The sequence below is a fragment of the Chelatococcus sp. HY11 genome, assembly GCF_018398335.1.
Taxonomy (GTDB): Bacteria; Pseudomonadota; Alphaproteobacteria; order Rhizobiales; family Beijerinckiaceae; genus Chelatococcus.
In genome coordinates, this window is sequence record NZ_JAHBRX010000001.1 from 2,605,060 (window position 1) to 2,623,194 (window position 18,135).

Annotated in this window: 13 protein-coding genes; 9 read left to right on the forward strand and 4 right to left on the reverse strand. The window is 59.5% G+C overall.

Features of this window, described 5'->3' with window-relative positions:
• Window positions 1-123: 123 nt before the first annotated feature.
• Window positions 124-816 carry a SprT-like domain-containing protein gene (locus tag KIO74_RS11960; RefSeq protein WP_213332187.1) on the reverse strand — a complete coding sequence of 231 codons (693 nt, stop codon included), beginning with the start codon at window positions 814-816 and terminating at the stop codon, window positions 124-126.
• Between the two features lie 771 nt (window positions 817-1,587).
• Here KIO74_RS11960 and KIO74_RS11965 point away from each other — a divergent pair.
• The 9 genes from KIO74_RS11965 to KIO74_RS12005 all read left to right on the forward strand — a co-directional run bounded on the left by KIO74_RS11965 (window position 1,588) and on the right by KIO74_RS12005 (window position 15,003).
• A complete protein-coding gene (locus KIO74_RS11965; RefSeq protein ID WP_213332188.1) occupies window positions 1,588-1,917 on the forward strand; it encodes a hypothetical protein in 330 nt (109 codons plus the stop codon).
• Complete coding sequence (locus KIO74_RS11970) at window positions 1,914-3,656, forward strand: relaxase/mobilization nuclease domain-containing protein (protein WP_213332189.1); 1,743 nt, start codon at window positions 1,914-1,916, stop codon at window positions 3,654-3,656. Before KIO74_RS11965 ends, KIO74_RS11970 begins: the two co-directional genes overlap by 4 nt.
• Before the next feature lie 333 nt (window positions 3,657-3,989).
• Entirely contained in the window at window positions 3,990-6,203 is a 2,214-nt protein-coding gene (locus KIO74_RS11975) for an AAA family ATPase (RefSeq protein ID WP_213332190.1), read from the forward strand.
• Complete coding sequence (gene mcrC, locus KIO74_RS11980) at window positions 6,203-7,321, forward strand: 5-methylcytosine-specific restriction endonuclease system specificity protein McrC (RefSeq protein WP_213332191.1); 1,119 nt, start codon at window positions 6,203-6,205, stop codon at window positions 7,319-7,321. Before KIO74_RS11975 ends, mcrC begins: the two co-directional genes overlap by 1 nt.
• Window positions 7,322-7,688: 367 nt before the next feature.
• A complete protein-coding gene (locus KIO74_RS11985) occupies window positions 7,689-7,880 on the forward strand; it encodes a type II toxin-antitoxin system prevent-host-death family antitoxin (protein ID WP_349629183.1) in 192 nt (63 codons plus the stop codon).
• The gene (locus KIO74_RS11990; RefSeq protein WP_213332193.1) at window positions 7,877-10,678 is read left to right on the forward strand and encodes a class I SAM-dependent DNA methyltransferase; all 2,802 of its coding nucleotides are present in this window, start codon (window positions 7,877-7,879) and stop codon (window positions 10,676-10,678) included. Before KIO74_RS11985 ends, KIO74_RS11990 begins: the two co-directional genes overlap by 4 nt.
• On the forward strand, window positions 10,665-11,759 hold the full coding sequence (locus KIO74_RS11995; protein ID WP_213332194.1) for a hypothetical protein: 1,095 nt from the start codon (window positions 10,665-10,667) through the stop codon (window positions 11,757-11,759). The genes KIO74_RS11990 and KIO74_RS11995 overlap by 14 nt, the downstream gene beginning before the upstream one ends.
• A 12-nt stretch (window positions 11,760-11,771) precedes the next feature.
• Window positions 11,772-13,826: a DEAD/DEAH box helicase gene (locus KIO74_RS12000; RefSeq protein ID WP_213332195.1), complete on the forward strand. Its 2,055-nt coding sequence runs from the start codon at window positions 11,772-11,774 to the stop codon at window positions 13,824-13,826.
• Window positions 13,819-15,003 (forward strand): GIY-YIG nuclease family protein, encoded by a 1,185-nt coding sequence (locus tag KIO74_RS12005; protein WP_213332196.1) that lies wholly within the window; start codon window positions 13,819-13,821, stop codon window positions 15,001-15,003. The genes KIO74_RS12000 and KIO74_RS12005 overlap by 8 nt, the downstream gene beginning before the upstream one ends.
• A gap of 21 nt (window positions 15,004-15,024) precedes the next feature.
• Here the strand turns inward: KIO74_RS12005 and KIO74_RS12010 are convergent, their stop codons facing one another.
• Genes KIO74_RS12010 through KIO74_RS31725 form a run of 3 tightly spaced genes read right to left on the reverse strand, consistent with a single transcriptional unit; the run spans window position 15,025 to window position 17,865 of the window.
• A complete protein-coding gene (locus KIO74_RS12010) occupies window positions 15,025-15,639 on the reverse strand; it encodes a PIN domain-containing protein (RefSeq protein ID WP_213332197.1) in 615 nt (204 codons plus the stop codon).
• Complete coding sequence (locus KIO74_RS12015; RefSeq protein WP_213332198.1) at window positions 15,614-16,795, reverse strand: XRE family transcriptional regulator; 1,182 nt, start codon at window positions 16,793-16,795, stop codon at window positions 15,614-15,616. Before KIO74_RS12015 ends, KIO74_RS12010 begins: the two co-directional genes overlap by 26 nt.
• The gene (locus KIO74_RS31725; RefSeq protein WP_297258670.1) at window positions 16,792-17,865 is read right to left on the reverse strand and encodes a 7-cyano-7-deazaguanine synthase; all 1,074 of its coding nucleotides are present in this window, start codon (window positions 17,863-17,865) and stop codon (window positions 16,792-16,794) included. Before KIO74_RS31725 ends, KIO74_RS12015 begins: the two co-directional genes overlap by 4 nt.
• Window positions 17,866-18,135 lie beyond the last annotated feature (270 nt).

Below are 18,135 nucleotides of genomic sequence, written 5' to 3' on the forward strand. Positions count from 1 at the left end.
CCGCGGCGCGCGGCGTTGAAAGACAGGAGTGAAGAAACGCGCGCTCGTCTGGCTTCGCCGCGAGCGCGCAGAAAAACGGCGCGGTTGACAAGCACCCGCGCCGTTGTTTGCATCTTGCGACCCTTACGTGGTGGGGAGCATCAGCACATTGTCCGTGCCGCAAAGCAGCCGGACATCGTGCTTCGCCCAGGCCTTGAGATCACATCGCGGGCAGCAGTAGCGGACTCGCTTGCCGCTCTTAGGGGTAACAGGCTCAGCTTCGCTCTCGCCTGTGATCGAAGGGGAAGGCTGGGGCGCGTCCTTCCAGGTCAGCGCAAATCCCTTGCCGAGGAGCCTGCCCGCGGCCACGTCGAACGGGCCGCCGGTGATGATGTAGTGGCCGAGAGTTTCGCCGGTCTCCTTGCCGCCCTCCACCCCGGTGTCGGACGGCTGGAGGCCGATCGCCTTCATCTTCTCCGCCCATTCCCGGTTATGGTAGCGGCCGCGTCCCGGCTGGCCCTCATGGCGTTGCCATTGATGGGCCATCTCGTGGACCAGCGTGCCGAGGATGTCCATCTGGCTACGGCTCGCAAAGTGCATGGGGTTGAGGGCGATTTCGTCGGCCTGCTGGCCGGTATCGTTCTGGAAGCGCGCGCCGGCGAAATACCCGAAAGATCCTTTGCGGCGCTGGAAGGTGATGAGCGCGTTCGGCAGCGTGCCGCCGAACAGCGCCTTGTTGAAATGCTCATGCGCCTGCTGGAGGCGCTCATAGGTTTCCTTGGTCGGTTTGATTGTAAGAGCAGCGGGGTCGACGGGGGAGATTGTGGGAGCGTTCATGGAGGACCATCCTTGTCCGCCGGTCCCGTGTTGTTGGAATGCACACTCCAATTTCGTATCAGGACCGGCTTGCTTGAGGCCCTGAATGTCGCCCGTTCTTAAGCCCCGCTTCCTCGTGCTTTCCTCGTTCTGCTGTATTTGAAAAAGCAATGTACGAGCACTCATCCTGCCATTATGCTGCGATGTACATTTCACTTGTGGCCCTGTCTCATGGCATAATCATAGAGAGGGGCAAATCCGCAGTAGGGCCTTGTACAAGGTGTGCGCGGTACTACCGCGCTCACCTTGCCGGGGGAACTCTCCGGTTCCCCGCGGACCCCCTCAGGGCATCCCTAGAGCCGATGAGTCCGTCCTTGTGACGGCCTATGCGGCAAGGGATGCGGTCAGCCGCGTGCGGGCATCGAGCCCTCGCGGCTGAGGGCAACGTTTCGGCGTTGCATCCCGACCAAGGGAGACTGCGCTCTCCCTGGACCCATCGCGCAAAGGGGCTGGCCGCGCCCCCTTGCAACCCCTGTCTGCCGTAGCCTTTGGCGGAGGCAGACGCGGCCAGGGCTGTCGCGCCCTGGACCACGACCGGTGTGTCGGCACCGGCTTCGAGCAAAAGGGAGACTTCGGCTCTCCCTTTGCAAACCCATCGACCGGGGAATGGCGCTCCCCGGAACCCTCGCAAATGGCGCGCGGGCGATGGCGGCGGCAGCGTCCCGATCACGGCTGTGCGCGCGCGTGGAAAGCGCGCGGATCGGGGCGGCATGACGGCGCTAACGATGAGGCATGACGGAGAAGACGAAACGCGAAGCCCCGATCTCTTACCGGCCCCCGTATGAACTGCGGGAGCAGTTCCGGGCGCGGGTCGCCGACTCGGGGCTCTCCGTCAATGCTTTCATCACCGCTGCCGTGTTCGGCGGCGATGCGCCGAAGCCTGCCCGCCGGGCATCCGCGTCGCGTGCGGATGTGGCGCGCCTGCTGGCCGAGACCGCGCTGCTGAACGAGCGCCTGAAGGGTCTCGCCGGTGATGCCGATCCGGCGCTGTTGGCGGAAGCCGCGCGCGATCTTTGTGAAATCCGTGCCGCCTGCCTTCGGGCGCTGGGGCGCTCGCCATGATACCCAAGGCGAGCCAGCGCGGCGGCGGGAAAGACCTCGCCACCCATCTGCTGAACGCGTTCGACAATGAACTTGTCGAGGTGGCGGAGGTCTCGGGCGCGATAGCGCCGGATTTACACGGAGCCTTCGCCGAGTGGGAGGCCATCGCCACCGGTCTCACCAAGTGCCGCAACTATCTCTACAGCCTCTCGGTCAACCCGGACCTCGGGCAGGGTCAGCTGTCGCGGGCACAGTACATGGACTATGTCGACCGGGTGGAGAAGGCGCTTGGCCTTTCCGGCCAGCCGCGGGCCATCGTCTACCACATTAAGGACGGCCGGGAGCATTGCCATGTCGTCTGGTCGCGGATCGACTACCAGACCGAAAAAGCCGTCCATCTCGCCTTTGATCGCGAGAAGCTGATGATGGTGACGCGGCAGTTCGCTCGCGAGCATGGGCTGTTGCTGCCGGAGGGATATGGGCTGGGGCGCTTCGATGAGCGGCGGCAGAAGGTCTCGCTCTATGAGCGGGCACAGGAGCGCGCGACCGGGCTCTCGAAGGAGGAGCGCCAGCTTCTCGTCACGCAGGCTTGGCGGCAGAGCGACAGCCCGAAGGCTTTCGTCCGGGCGCTGGAAGACCTTGGCTATGTGCTGGCGACGGGCAACCGGCCCTATGTGCTGGTCGATATTTATGGCGGGATAAATGCCCTCCCCAAGCTGATCGACGACCGCAGCGTCCGCACCAAAGATATCCGCGCCTTCCTTGAAAGGGAGTTCCCGCCGGAGTCGCTGCCCACCGTCGACGAGGCCAAGGCGCTGGTCGCGCAGCACAGGAAGGCGCGCGAGCAGTTCGCGAAGGCCCGGGATGATGGTGAGCAGCTGGAAAAGCTCGCGCGGGCGCAGGCCGCGCGGCGCGCGCCGATTGAGGCGGCGCGCGCTGACATGATTGCGCGTCAGGAGCGAGAACGGGAAACGCTGTTGCGGGAGCAACTGGCGTCGCGGCAGGCGTTGCGGGCGGGGTATCTCGCTGAGACGGCGCGGGTGCGCCAGCAGCGAGAGGAGGCGCGGCCGACGGGACTGGCCGCGTTCCTCGGGCGCGTGACCGGGGTGTCGGCGATCATCCACCGGGTCCAGCGGTACAAGGATGCGAAGCGGTATCTGGCGTTCCGGGAGATTAAGCAGGGCCTAGCAGCCGGGCAGCGCGTGGAGACCGCGTTGCTGCAGCGGCGTCATGAGATGCAGGCGCTCGACATGAAGCGGCAGCTGACGGCGCTGACGGCCGTCGAGGCGCGGGAGCGCAAAGCGCTTGAAGAGAAAAGGGTTCGAGAACAGCGTCTGAAAGACCGGGCAGGCCATGAGCATATGCCGGCCCTCGCCCTTGATCTGAAACCGCGCGGGCGCGGCGCGTCAGTGCGGCGGGCAAAGGATAGGTATCGGGACAGGTCCGGACGTGATCAGGAGCACGATGAAGAGCGCGCGATGCGCGCGCGGATGGCGGAGGAAGAAAAGCGTCTGGAGCCGGAAGCGGCCGATATCGACCTCAAGGAAGCGCATCGCGAGGCGCTGGAGCGGCAGGAGCCTTGGGGCAAGGAGGTCGATTTGCCGGGAGACTTTGCGCGGGCAGCATGGGGCAAGGATAGTGGCGGTGATGGCGGCGATGACGGGACGGAGGAGCCGGTGCGGATATCGCGGGCGGAGCGGAAGAGTGAGCGCCAGCGGTCGCGGCGGCGCGGCAGGGATGATTTTGAGAGGGAGAGGTAGGGAGCGCGCCCTTCGGGACGGGCTCTAGGGTCCGTCCGCTTGGGCCTCCGGCTGCAGCGCGACTTGACCGCCGAGTCCCGCCTGGCGGGTCTCGGCCCATGCGGGTGACGATCCCTCACGCGGGGTTTGAGGGCTCGGGAGCCCACCACCAAAGCAGGCCTTGGCTTTCTCTGTTTCCGCCGTCGCCCCTTAGCTAGTGAGGGCGACGGATGGCTCCAGACGAAGCAGAGCTTTGGGGCTATGGAAATACACCTGCATTATCAACGCTCAGTGCGTTCAAGAGCTTGCCGTTGCTCGGTGGACATTGCAACATGGGGCGCAATGGGGGAACTAATGAGCTTAGATTTAAATAGAAGTTATAAGGCTATTCTTGAGCGCGCCCGTCAGGGAAAATACGTAACCTACGGTGACGTTGCTGCCGCGAGTGGCGTCGAGTGGAAGAAAGCCCGTCGCCCTATACCCCAACACCTCGATAATCTTGTCAGGATTGCTCATGAGCGCGGCTGGCCGTTGCTTACCGCGATAGTCGTTAACAAGGACAGTGTTGAAACGGGGCACCTTGAGGGGGATGCACTTTCCGGCTTTCTTGCTGCCGCGAAAAAGCTCGGTCTGACAATCGATGATCCTCAGAAGTTTCTGCGCGAACAGCAGCAAGCCGTTTTCTCTTGGGCGGGCACCGCGCCGGATGAGCTAGGCGTAGAGCTTGAGGCATCATCAGAGGATGATGTTGGTGGCCCGCGCTTTGTCAAATACTTCAACCCGGTGCTCATGGCGCTGCAGGCGCTTGGCGGACAGGCCGCGCCGGAGCAGGTTTATGCGTGGATCAAAGAGAACAATGACATTCCCCAGGAGGAGATCGCGGCCCTAAACAAAAGCGGCCAGTCGAAATTCGAGAACAAGATTGGTTGGGCGCGGTTCTATCTGGCAAAGGGCGGGCTCATTGACGGCAGCAAGCGCGGGATGTGGGTGCTTACGGCCGAAGGGCGGAACTCAAGCCTCACCCCTGCAGAGGCGCTGGAGCTTTTCCGGGAAGTACGAACACAGTTCAAGGCTACCGATGACGAAGAAGAAGCTGCGCCGGACACGGTTGCGGGGCACGAGCTTTTTGCAGACCCTGCCCGCAGTTTCTGGTTTGTCGGCGCATCATGGGGCGGCACTGATGATCAGGCGCCCAGATTTTTCCAGGAAGGGATCTGGCAAAACGGCCAGCACAACAAGTTCACCGATGAAATCATGCGGATGAAGGTGGGTGACCGGATCGCCATCAAGGCGTCCTATACCCGCAAGCGCGGCTTACCGTTCGACAATCGCGGTAAAGTCGTCTCTTGCATGAAGATCAAGGCGATTGGGACCATCACCGAGAATTTGGGTGACGGGAAAACCGTCAAGGTCGATTGGGAAGTTCTCGACCCGCCACGGGAGTGGCTATTCTACACTTACCGGGTCACGGTCGTGGAGGCGGATAGCAGCGATGAGCTGGCGCGCCGCCTCATCTTGTTTGCTTTCGCCAATAGCAAGCAGGACTATAACTTTTGGATCAACGAGGTACCGTACTTCGCCAAGAAATACGGTTCCGGTGGGAAGGCGGCCTCCCTCGAAGAATTCTTCGACGATGAAGAGCTGGAGACCGAGGAAGAGGCGGCTGCGCCATCCTACACGTTTGCACAGATTGCCGATGAAGGCTGCTTCCTTCCCGCCGAGACGATCGCGCAGCTCATCGCGCGCGTCGAGAGTAAGAAAAACCTCGTGTTGCAGGGGCCGCCCGGCACGGGCAAGACGTGGCTCGCCAAGCGGCTTGCCTACGCCCTCATCGGATCGAAAGACCCGAAGGTAACCCGTGACAGGCTGCGTGTCGTTCAGTTTCACCCGTCCTTATCATACGAGGATTTTGTTCGTGGCTGGCGACCCTCTGGTGAGGGCAAGCTCAAGCTGACGGATGGGATATTCCTTGAGATCGTCGAAGCGGCGAAAGCCGAGCCCGACCGGCCGTTCGTCCTTGTCATCGAGGAAATCAACCGCGGCAACCCTGCGCAGATATTCGGTGAGCTGCTGACCCTGCTTGAGGATACCAAGCGTAGCCGTGAAGAGGCGATGGAACTTGCATACCGCCTGGATGCTGACGAACGCGTTTACATACCGCGCAACCTTCATGTGATCGGGACGATGAATATCGCCGACCGGTCGCTCGCCCTTGTGGATTTGGCGCTGCGCCGCCGTTTCGCATTCATCCATCTGGAGCCGCAGTTGAACGGGCTTTGGAAAGAGTGGTGCACGGCGCGGTGCGGCGTCTCGGCTGACGTCATCGCGTTAATCGAACAGCGCATGAATGCGCTCAACGACGAGATTGGCCAGGACCGCTCGCTCGGGCCCCAATACCGCGTCGGGCACAGCTACGTGACCCCGCAGTCGGGAGCTGCCATCGCGGACGGCAAGGCCTGGTTCAAGGATGTTGTTGCCACGGAAATCATCCCCCTCCTGGAAGAATACTGGTTTGATGCGCCTGACAAAGTTGCCAGCGCTTCGGCCAAGCTGATGGAAGGGCTTTGATGCTGGCGGCGGCATCGGAGCAGACCGTCTCGGCCGAGGGCCGGTTGATCGGCCGGATTCCCGTGCGGAACATATGGCTCTTGTTCCTGTATGCGTCGAATCTCGCCCGGTTTCATGGGCAGCATATGGCAGAGGTAGAAGACGCGCCTGACTTCCCGTCGCTGGTCGCGCGCCTTCTTTGCTATGCCGTCGACAGGCGTCTGCGGCGTAACCTCAGTCGCGGTTACCAGCGCCGTGAGGCCATCCTGCCGCGTGTCAGGGGCCGGATCGATGTCCTCAAGACCTACTCGCATGACCTTCTCAACAAGGGGATGATTGCTTGCCGCTTTGAGGAATTCACCTTCGATACACCGCGCAACCGCCTCGTACGCGCCGCGCTCGATGCGATGGCTGCCCGCATTGATGACGCCATTCTAAGTCATGAATGTGCCCGATTGGCCGGAGACCTAGGCCGGCAGGGGGTGGGAGGCGTAAAGCCGTCGCGGGCCGAGATGAGCGCCGACCGTATGGGTCGCCATGATGCGGATGACCTGCTGATGGTGACGCTGGCACGCCTGGTGTTTGACCTGCTGCTTCCCACAGAGGACCAGGGTGGTCACACCATGACGCGGGTGGAAAAGGATGCTGTCCTCGTCCGGCAGCTATTTGAGAAAGCGATCGGCAACTTCTATGCGGCTGAGCTGTCGGCGCTCGGTTGGAAGGTTTTGCAAGGAAAACGGCTTTCGTGGCAGATCGAAGATGCCACGAACGGTATCGCCGCCATTCTTCCCGGAATGACGGCTGATATCATTCTCGACCATGCTCTAAATGACCGGCGGGTGGTCATCGATACCAAGTTCACCTCGGTCTTTGGCGCATCGCAGCACCGGGAGACCGTTCTTAAAAGCGGCTATATCTATCAGCTCTATGCCTATCTCCGGAGCCAGGAGCGCCTAGAAGATCCGCGTTCTCTAACGGCAAGGGGGATGTTTATTCATCCGTCGGTGGACGGTGACGTGGATGAGACCGTCAGGATTCAGGGGCATGACATCCGGTTCGCCACTGTCGATTTGATGCTGCCGACGGCAGCGATTATCACACGCCTGCGCACCCTCGTGCCATCGTTGACGGATCAGTAGCTTTATCAGGGTGGGTAAGGCGTTGTGCGCGTTTACGGAACTCTGAGCGCGCCCCGTCGTGGCGGGTCAGGCTCTAGGCTTTGCCCGGAGCCCTGTGGGCAGGTCTCCGCCCATACGGGGTGACGATCCCTCGCGCGGGGTTTGAGGGCTCGGGAGCCCACCACCAAAGCAGCCCCCTTGCTTCGCTGTTTCCGCCGTCGCCCCTCAGATGGTGAGGGCGACGGACGGCTCCAGACGAAGCAGGCGCTGAGAGTCGTGGATGAATGTCGCATTAGGGAAAATCATGCCCGCTTCGCGGTTGCCGTGAATGGCTGAAATAGCCATTATGGATCGACTCTGTCGCTGGGGGCCTTCCGCATTGAAAACCATGTCGGCCAAGGACGCCAAGAACGCTTTCGGGCTGTTGATCGATTCTGCGCGGGCCGAGCCCGTGGCCATCGAGAAGCACGGCCGCAAGGTCGTGGTGGTGCTGGCGGTCGAGGAGTTCGAGCGGTTGAGGCAGGTGGAGCAGATGGCCGCTGGCGGTGACAATAAGACGGGGAAGAGTGCCGTAAAATGAATGCGGTTGAGATCGAGGAATCCATTACCGCCCTCTCAGAACAGCCCTTTGATGCGGCTGAGTTCCCGTTCGCCTTCCTGCTGGCCTTTGGCAACAAGGAAACGACCATCAAGCGGCTGCGGTCGGGGGCGTCCAACAAGTCTGATGTCGGCGGCATTCTCCAGACCAGCAACATTCATATCAAGGTCGCGGCGCAGGGCGAGACGGGAAAGACCCTCGCTGCGCTGAAGGCGAGCCCCGCCACCGCCAGGGCGAAAGCGCGCTTTGTGCTAGCAACGGACGGGGCGGATTTTGAGGCGGAAGACCTGGAGACTGGCGAAACGGTCGCCTGCACCTTTGGGGACTTCCCCAACCATTTTGGCTTCTTCCTGCCGCTTGCCGGCATCACCACCGTCAAGCAGGTCCGTGAGAGTTCCTTCGACATCCGGGCCACGAGCCGTCTGAACCGGCTATATCGCACGCTTCTCGAAGAAAACCCTGACTGGGACGCCGCCGAACGCCGCCCGGAAATGAACCACTTCATGGCGCGGCTCATCTTCTGCTTCTTTGCGGAAGATACGGACATCTTCAACGGCACCGGCCTATTCACCGCCACGATTGAACAGATGAGCGCGCGCGACTCGTCCAACACGCATGAGGTGATTCAGGCGCTGTTCCGCGCGATGAACACGAAGATCGGCGAGCGTGCGGCAGCGAACCTGCCGCGATGGGCTGATGCCTTCCCATACGTGAACGGCGAGCTTTTCTCCGGCAGCATCGACGTGCCGCGCTTCAGCAAGATTGCGCGCTCATACCTGCTGCATATCGGCAATCTCGATTGGACGAAGATCAATCCCGACATCTTCGGTTCGATGATCCAGGCTGTCGCGGATGATGAGGAGCGGGGCGCCCTCGGCATGCACTACACCAGCGTGCCGAACATCCTGAAGGTGCTGAACCCGCTGTTCCTTGATGATCTGCGCGACAAGCTGGAGGAAGCCGGGGACAATGCGCGGTCGCTTCTCAATCTCCGCAAGCGCATGGCGAAAATCAGGGTCTTTGACCCGGCGTGCGGATCGGGGAATTTCCTCGTCATCGCGTATAAGGAGATGCGGGCGATTGAGGCCGAGATTAACCGACGGCGCGGTGAGTTCGACCGCCGGACGGAAATACCGCTGACGAATTTCCGGGGTATTGAGCTACGTGATTTTCCGGCGGAGATCGCCCGGCTGGCGCTCATTATCGCTGAGTTTCAGTGCGACGTCCTCTATCGCGGGCAGAAGGAGGCGTTGGCGGAGTTCCTGCCGCTTGACGCGCAGAACTGGATTACCTGCGGCAATGCATTGCGGCTGGACTGGCTGAGTGTCTGCCCGCCTACGGGAACGGGCGTGAAGCTGCATGGCGATGATTTGTTCAGCACACCGCTCGACCAGGCGCAGATAGATTTCGAGAATGAGGGTGGGGAGACCTACATTTGCGGAAATCCGCCGTATCTAGGTAATAAGCTGCAATCTGAAGAACAGAAGTCCGACCTTCAACGAGTATTTGAGGGGCGAGTAGATGGTTGGAAATCCCTCGACTACGTCGCTGGATGGCTCATGAAGGCTGTTGACTATGGGCTGTATACCAGGTCAGCGACGGCATTTGTTGCGACAAACTCTATCTGTCAAGGTCAGCAGGTATCCATTCTTTGGCCCCACATATTCTCTAGTGGGTACCAAGTCGCATTCGCTCACACCTCATTCAAGTGGTCAAATCTCGCCAGTTTTAACGCCGGTGTGATTGTTGTGATCGTCGGTATATCGAATCATGTTGGTCCGAAGCGCTCACTCTTTTCGATTGACGCGCAAGGTCGTTCTATTGAGAAGACGTGCAGTCAGATCAATGCTTATCTGGTTGATGGACCGAATATTGTTATTGAGAGTAGACGCGATCCACCATTGGGATGTTCCCCGATGTTGTTTGGTAATATGCCGAGGGATGGCGGCCACCTTATTGTAACAACTGAAGAGAGATCTCGCCACTGGAACGACAGCGTATTTCGGCGCTACACTAAGAGATTCATGGGCTCTGAGGATTTCATTCAGGGAAAGGTGCGGTATTGCCTCTGGATCGAAGCCGAGCAGTACGAAGACTCTATGAATTCGCCGGAAATCCAACGCCGGCTGGAAGAAGTCCGTCAAATGCGCCTTGAAAGCAAGGCAAGCTCAACGCGGGACTATGCACGCTCTCCTTACAGGTTTGTCCAGATTCAAGGGAAGCCGTCTCATTCCTCATTGATCATTCCTCGGCACAGTTCAGAACGAAGACGATATTTGCCTGTCGACCTGCTTGATGCAGATACCGTGGTCGCTGATAGTGCATTCGCACTGTATGACGCTCCATTATGGCATTTGGCAATAATCGGTTCTCGCCTTCATTTAAACTGGGTTTCGGCGGTTTGCGGTAAGTTGAAAACTGACTACCGATACTCAAATACAATAGGGTGGAACACTTTTCCGATACCTATTCTGACCGAGCGGAACTTGAGCGACCTTGAGCGCTCGGCTGTTAACATCCTGTTGGCACGCGAGCACTATTACCCTGCAACGATTGGGGACATTTATGACCCAGATCGAATGGAGAGTGAGTTCCCTCTCGTGAATGAAGCGCATCAAAATAACGATGAAATACTTGAGCGCATATATATTGGCAGGCGGTTTCGGAATGACACTGAGCGCCTCGAAAAGCTGTTCGACTTGTTTGCCCTTCAGCTGACGTCATTCAGTAATATTAAATCGCGATCGTCGCAACGCGGAGGGCGTGGTGGAAATCTATAGCGTTTGCCAACCAAGCACTAGAACAACTCTTGATGCGATTGACATGATAGCGCAGGTTCCTGATCTGCAATCGATCGATGTGGCTGCCGCTTATATTACATCGGGCGGACTTCAACGGATACTTGCCACTTTGAGGAGCCGTATTGGGGACCTGACGCATATTCAGACCCGCTGGCTGACCTCGGCCGATTACTGCCGCACTGAGCCAGTCGCATTAGAGGTTTTGAGCGGACTGCCGGGAGCTTCAGTAAGGTTGGCCGATGGCCAGGGGGTGGTCAACCGCAGAGGTAATCCGCTGAAGCCGTTTCATCCAAAAGCTTTCTTGTTTCGTAGTGCACAGTTTGATTACGCCCTCACTGGCTCAGGCAATGTTTCGAGATCAGGACTATCAAATGGCTGCGAGGCAGGCTTAGCGGTTGGCATCGACAGGCTGGCCGCGGGGGAGAATGCAAGGGCGAAAGACACAATTGCTGAACTTAGAAGCTGGTTTACTCACTATTGGAGCACTGCGGATGCGTTAACGGGCCCTCTTCTCGACGGCTACCGCAAATTGTACGAAAGCACTGAGAATCTTCAGAACCCCGTTCCCACTGACGATGATTTGGCCACTCCCTATTCCACAAGGGGGTCTCTCACCAGCAAAGACCTACAAAAATTGCGGGCGTGCCGCTTTTTCTGGATTGAGGCAGGCGGCATCACCAAAAATCGCGGCCCCCACCTTCCAGGAAACCAGCTTATGATGAAGAGACTGTCGAGAGTCTATTTCGGTTTTCTTCCAGAAGTTTTGCATCGCAACTCACCGATTGGCACCGTCGACATTTCATACTCCGGACAACCACTAGTAAGCTGCTCGTTAACCTTCAGCGATAATGGGATGGACAAACTGGTTCTGCCTGTGCCAGGCGCCGGAGGGCCGCCCAGCTACGACAACAAGAATTTACTTTTCAAGCGAACAGGTGCTCGCGAATTCCACCTGACCATCGGTTCATCAGCAGAGCGTACCGCTTGGAAAAAGCGTAGCCAGGCTGTGGGGGCAAGTTTCACCATGAGCGGAGTCGGGCGTGAGTGGGGAGTATTCTAAGTGGGAGGGAAGATGAGCTATAAAGGGAGAACGGTTCCATCTGTATCGGTAAGCTACGCTCAGCACGGCAGCTCCAGAAAGACAAATGCATTAGGCATGAGGCCGATGCAAGAGCGCGCTTACGACCGTCGTGGCGAGCAATACTTGCTAATAAAATCTCCTCCGGCTTCGGGCAAGAGTCGGGCGCTGATGTTCATTGCGCTCGACAAGCTGCAAAATCAGGGCCTGAAGCAAGCCATCATCGTTGTCCCCGAGAAATCCATCGGCTCCAGCTTTAACGACGAGCCGTTGTCGAAGTACGGCTTTTGGGCGGACTGGGTCGTTCAGCCCAAATGGAACCTGTGCAACGCCCCTGGCGAGGATGGCGGCAAGGTCAATTCCGTCGGTGCGTTTCTTGAAAGCAGCGACAATGTCCTGGTCTGCACTCATGCAACATTCCGCTTCGCCGTCGACAAGTTCGGCATCGAGAGGTTCGATGACCGCTTGATTGCGGTGGATGAGTTTCATCACGTTTCCGCCGACCCAGAGAGCAGGCTCGGCCAGCATCTCGGCCAGTTGATTGCGCGTGAACGGACGCACATTGTAGCGATGACCGGCTCCTACTTCCGGGGGGATGCTGTTCCCGTCCTGGCGCCGCAGGACGAGGCCAAGTTCGATACGGTCACTTACACCTATTACGAACAGCTCAACGGCTATGAGTATCTGAAGCAGCTGGATATCGGGTACTTCTTCTATTCAGGGCGGTATTCGGACGACATTCTGCAGGTTCTGGACCCGGCGGAGAAGACGATCGTCCACATCCCGAGCGTCAATTCGCGCGAAAGCACGAAGGACAAGATCAGGGAAGTCGAACACATCATCGAGGAGTTGGGGGAGTGGCAGGGCATTGACCCGGCCACGGGTTTCCAGCTGGTGAAGGCGGCCGATGGCCGTGTTTTGCGGATTGCCGATCTTGTCGACGATGACGCATCGAAGCGCGATCGTGTTTCTGGGTCGCTGAAAGACCCGGCGCAAAAGAACAACCGGGATCATGTCGACATCATCATTGCGCTCGGCATGGCAAAGGAAGGGTTTGACTGGATTTGGTGCGAGCACGCGCTGACGGTCGGCTATCGTTCCAGCCTGACTGAGATTGTGCAAATCATCGGTCGGGCCACGCGGGATGCACCGGGAAAGACCCGTGCCCGCTTCACCAATCTCATCGCCGAGCCGGATGCGTCGGAACAAGCCGTGACGGAAGCGGTCAACGACACGCTCAAGGCCATTGCCGCGAGCCTTCTTATGGAGCAGGTGCTCGCCCCGCGATTCAACTTCACGCCCAAGAACCAGAATAGCGGCCCGGTTGAGGGCTTTGATTACGGCGAAGGCGGCTATGACCCCAAGAAGTGCAATGTCGGCTTCAATGAGGAGACGGGGCAGTTCCAGATAGAGATCAAGGGACTGGCCGAACCCAAGAGCAAGGAAGCGACCCGCATCTGCCAGGAAGACTTGAACGAGGTGATTGCGGCCTTTGTACAGGACAAGACGGCCATCGAGCGCGGTCTGTTCGACGAGGAACTTATCCCCGAGGAACTGACGCAGGTCCGCATGGGTAAAATCATCAAGGACAAATATCCCGAACTTGATGACGAGGATCAGGAAGCGGTGCGTCAGCACGCGATAGCCGCGCTGAACCTGACCCAGCAGGCAAAGCAGATTGCACTGGGTGACGGCGATGCCGAGCCCAGCGCCAACACGGCCCTGATTGATGGCGTACGCAAGTTCGCGATGGATGTCCGTGAACTCGACATCGACCTGATTGACCGGATCAACCCGTTCGGCGAGGCGTACGCTATTCTCGCCAAGACGATGAGCGAGGATAGTCTGAAGCAGGTCGCAGCGGCGATTGCCGCCAAGCGGACGACGCTGACGCCGGACGAAGCAAAGGCTCTCGCCGTACGCGCCTTTAAATTCAAGAAAGAGCGAGGACGGCTGCCCTCGATCAGCTCGACTGACGCATGGGAGAAGAAGATGGCCGAGGGCGCCGCAGCCTTTGTCCGCTTCAAGGATGAGGGCCGCTATGAGTGACCCGGATCTTGATGAACTGAGGGCGGAACTCGACGAGTTTGCCCAGCCCGAGAAGAAGGGCGGGCGGTCGCCCCGCGAGGAACGCATCATCGCTGGATTTGAAGAAATCCAGCGCTTCGTCGACAAACATGGCCATGCCCCGCAGCACGGCGAAGATCGTGACATCTTTGAGCGCCTTTATGCGGTGCGTCTTGACCGTTTGCGCGGTCTGGAAGAATGCCGAACCGTGCTTACTCCTTTGGACCACCAGGGTTTGCTGACTGGTGCCGATACGGTCGCCGCAGCTGTAGCTGACGATGAAATCGACGAGGATGAACTGCTGGCCGAGCTGAGCGGTGCTGACGGCAGCGCCGATATCACGGCCCTGCGCCACGTTCGAGGCAGCGCTGAAAAGCGCGCGGCCGAGGAGATCGGCAACCGTACCGTCTGCGAAGACTTCGACAGGTTCAAGCCGCTCTTTGAACAGGTCAGGAAGGACTTACAATCAGGTGTTCGTGAGACTCGGCCTTTCCAGACAATGGCCGAGATTCAGAAGGGCGAATTCTTTATTGTCGGCGGCCAGATCGCTTATGTCGCGGAAGTCGGCGAGGAATTCACAACGCAGTATGAGCGGCGCGATAGCCGTCTGCGCGTCATTTACGACAACGCTACGGAAAGCGATGTTCTCCTTCGTTCACTCCAGCGCGCACTTCACCGTGATGATGCCGGAAGGCGCATAACGGACCCCGTGGCGGGGCCGCTTTTCGCGAGTGAAAGCGCAGAGGGCGATCAGGCAAGCGGGACCATCTATGTGCTGCGTAGCAAATCGGACCATCCGGTTGTGGCGGCCAATCGTGACGTGTTGCACAAGATCGGAGTGACAGGCGGGGAAGTCGCGCGGCGTTTCGGCAACGCGAAACTGGACCCGACTTTCCTGATGGCCGATGTCGAGTTGGTAGCCACCTATGAGCTTTACAATATCAACCGTTCCAGACTTGAGAACTTAATTCACCGAATTTTCGATGTGGCGCGTTTGGATGTTGAAATCAAAGACAGATTTGGCAATCCCGTTGTTCCACGCGAATGGTTCCTCGTTCCGCTCTTTGTCGTAGACGAGGCTGTAGAGCGGATCAGGGATGGAACAATTACGGCGTACCGCTATGACCCAAAATCAGCAGCGCTTGTGCGCGCTGCCTGAGGGAAATTGCCAAGAGGCATCTCATACCGCCGCGCGCGCCGCCCTTGGCAGACTCATGCAGGAGACGGCCGCATCCTCGCCGATGACCGTAACGAGACGGGCGATATGTGCCGGAGGTACGCGCATCCGGGCCTTTTGCAGTGCGGCCATGACCGCTTTGATATGACCCTCCGGGCCGAGCGCCTGAATAACGGCCTCGTGCAAGAGTAATTCGGCGGTGGAGACCACGGGAAGCTTCGGAAAGCTGCTCGCGCAAAGGCTCATAGCCTTGCGCTCATCGATGAGCGCGATTCCGTCCGCCTCATAGGCATAGGCGATGGTCGCGGCTTCGCCATCATCAAGGGTTCGCAGGGCTGATCCATCAATAAGGCTTTCATAGACGCGGCCTCCCATCTCTCCGACGGTGACAAGATCAATCGCTCTCGCATCAATCAAACCCTGCAGGGCGCCCGCGTCATTATGGCCGTTGCGCATACCCTGGATTAGTTCGGCCCGAGCGTTGGCCGTAACTGCCCACCGGTTGGGAAGGGCCGCCATGATAGCGCGTGCACACCCGGTCGCATTGAGGTTGATAACAACGCTGGCGTCGGCCACGAGAACAGGGTGCGGATTAATGAGGAAGTTTGACGAGCTCATTCTCTTCGCTTTCCTCAAGTTCTGCGCCGTCAAGAACCTCCCTCATTTCGTGCCGATCCAGATGGAGCAGGCGCGCCAGTTGGCCTTCGCTATAAAACCCGCGCTTCCAGGCTTCGCGCGCCAGCAGCGCAAGCCGGGGCGGCACCGGGCCGCGTGCGTCCGCTGCATGGAGGGAACGGTCGGGCAGTTCGCCCAGTACCTGACGGGCCTGTTCATTCGTGATCCCGCCATTCTTTTGAAACCAATCCCACGTCCCACTCTTAGCCAAGGACAGGTCTTCCAGCCGGCGTACGATGGCCTCACGGGCGAGACCGAAATCATGCGCAAGCAGGATAATATGGCGGCGGGTCAGGTGGGACTGGCCTGCGGTGATCTCCGCAAAACGCTGGCGCACTGCGCGCGCGGGCGCGAGGAACGCGGGCGCGAACGCGCCGGCATATCGTTCTTCGCGTGAGGAGAATTTCTCATCTTCGGTCAGCGCCTCTGGCTGGCGGCGGGCCGAGATAAAATGAGCAAGCTCGTGAATCCCGGTTTGCCGAAAGCGCTCCGGCGGATGGCTTGCATTGAGCAAGATACAGGCGCCGACAGCGTCATCATAAGCGAATAGTCCTGACACTTTACCGTCGAGCCGCCGTACATAGACGCGGATGCCGAGCTGTTCCAGGATTGGCACTATGTCGAGTACCGCCCCGGGCCCGAGGCCCAGCCAGTCGCGCAGCTCCTGCGCGTCCTGCTCGGCCTGCGCGCGCACGTCGCCCGGCAATATCGGACGCTCCGGCGGGAAATTGCGAATACGCTTCACGCCGAGCGCATTTTCCAGTTCGACCTCGGCACGGACAAGGTCGTTCAGTAGGCGCACTGCATTCTCAATCGCGTCACCGCCGCTTTGAGGCAGCTTGCGGAAGCGCGGGACCATATCAAGGTGTACTGCCTCCTGACGCAAGATTGCGTTGGCAGAAGTGCCATAAATCGTTGCTAGCTTCTGTAGCTCGTCCATGCGTATGCGACGTTGGCCTTTTTCGATGGCCACGATGGTGGTGCGGGCCACGTCAATGGCTTCAGCGGCGGCCGATTGCGTGAACTTTGCCGTCTCGCGCGCTATGCGCAGCCGCTCGCCGACCTCCGTGTCGGGAAGTTTGTCTGAATTCTCAGTCATTGTTCAGTACGCGCCCAGTGTCTTACGAACGAGCGCGCTCCCAGGGAGCTCATGTAAGTCTTCCATTCTTCTGAATGCTTGTTGAGGAGGGTCGCCAATCGCTCGTGAGCATCAGCGGGCGAAAGGCCCAGGGCCGGACCAAGCAATGCTGCATGTCGGGCGATCTCGGCCTTATGGTCCTCGGATGCCATGTCCGCGAGGTGATCCATGTGAAGGACACCAGCAACCGCATAGTCGCGGAACGCGCCCTTCACTTTCGTAAAGCCCGGCGCGACCGCTTCCTCCAGCGTGCCAGCCGTCATGTCAGCGCAGATATAGGTGTCAGGATCTTCGGTGAGGCCTGCAGCGTGAACGCTCACGCGACGGAGCATACAGGCAGCACATACACCGCATTGCCGCTGCTTTCCGTTCACGGAGCTCCACTGGCTATTGCGCCAGCAGGATTTGGTGCCGCGCCAGCTCTCGGCGGTATCGATAGCCGCGAACGCGCGCAGCGTCTCGCCCTTGGTATTCCACAGGCGCGGGAAGACATAGCGGACCTCCTTGCCCAGCAAGGCTTTGACAAGCCGCTCCATCCGTCGCGTGAAACGAGGGTGATTGCGGAAATCGGGGTAGGCATGTCCTACCGTCAGGAGGGCGGGACCAATCGCGCCCTGACCGCTTTCCGGAATGACGATTTCGTCGGCCCCAGTCAGATAAGCCGCTATTGCGCTGATAACAGCAAACTTGAAGCCGCGCGTCCGGGCGCTTGTTTCTCGGTTGGGCATATCTGACAGCACGTCATATGGCACAGCGGTAAAGGGCTCCGGCCTGCCGTTCAGACGTGGTCGGTCGGACGTCTTCGATCCAACGCGCACCCGCACTAGGCGATCACCAAGCGCTGCGCCCGTAAGCCCTGCAACAGCACGCGAGTCCATGCCATCACTGAAGGCGAGGATCGCTTGCGTCGGTACTGGCAAAGGCAGCATACCCGGCGAGAGAACAGGTTCTGGTCGCTTGCGGGTTACGAACTTGATTGCCCACACATCCCCGGTGAGAAAGCCAAGCGCATCATGCAGGGCCTCAGCCACTTCCGGCGCGGCCCATCGCCCTGGATCGTGGACCGGGACGCGCAGGCTCAGGCGGCGGCCCCAGCCGTGGGTTGGCCGCTTTACGATCTTGTCAGCATATTCCACGGCCGCTGCAACGATGAGAGCGTCGTGGGTTATCGCCTCCCACCCTGCGAATGCGAACGACTCCAGCGCAGCGGTCGAGAACCTGACATCGCGCCCTAGCGTGAAGGCGACACGTCCGGTCCGCGCGTGTCGGCCCTGCTCGACGACATCAATCTCTTTTGCAGG

Coding starts and splice junctions, on each gene's coding strand:
- KIO74_RS11960 (WP_213332187.1), bottom strand. CDS start 816: ATGAACGCTCCCACAATCTCCCCCGTCGACCCCGCTGCTCTTACAATC.
- KIO74_RS11965 (WP_213332188.1), top strand. CDS start 1,588: ATGACGGAGAAGACGAAACGCGAAGCCCCGATCTCTTACCGGCCCCCG.
- KIO74_RS11970 (WP_213332189.1), top strand. CDS start 1,914: ATGATACCCAAGGCGAGCCAGCGCGGCGGCGGGAAAGACCTCGCCACC.
- KIO74_RS11975 (WP_213332190.1), top strand. CDS start 3,990: ATGAGCTTAGATTTAAATAGAAGTTATAAGGCTATTCTTGAGCGCGCC.
- mcrC (WP_213332191.1), top strand. CDS start 6,203: ATGCTGGCGGCGGCATCGGAGCAGACCGTCTCGGCCGAGGGCCGGTTG.
- KIO74_RS11985 (WP_349629183.1), top strand. CDS start 7,689: ATGTCGGCCAAGGACGCCAAGAACGCTTTCGGGCTGTTGATCGATTCT.
- KIO74_RS11990 (WP_213332193.1), top strand. CDS start 7,877: ATGAATGCGGTTGAGATCGAGGAATCCATTACCGCCCTCTCAGAACAG.
- KIO74_RS12000 (WP_213332195.1), top strand. CDS start 11,772: ATGAGCTATAAAGGGAGAACGGTTCCATCTGTATCGGTAAGCTACGCT.
- KIO74_RS12005 (WP_213332196.1), top strand. CDS start 13,819: ATGAGTGACCCGGATCTTGATGAACTGAGGGCGGAACTCGACGAGTTT.
- KIO74_RS12010 (WP_213332197.1), bottom strand. CDS start 15,639: ATGAGCTCGTCAAACTTCCTCATTAATCCGCACCCTGTTCTCGTGGCC.
- KIO74_RS12015 (WP_213332198.1), bottom strand. CDS start 16,795: ATGACTGAGAATTCAGACAAACTTCCCGACACGGAGGTCGGCGAGCGG.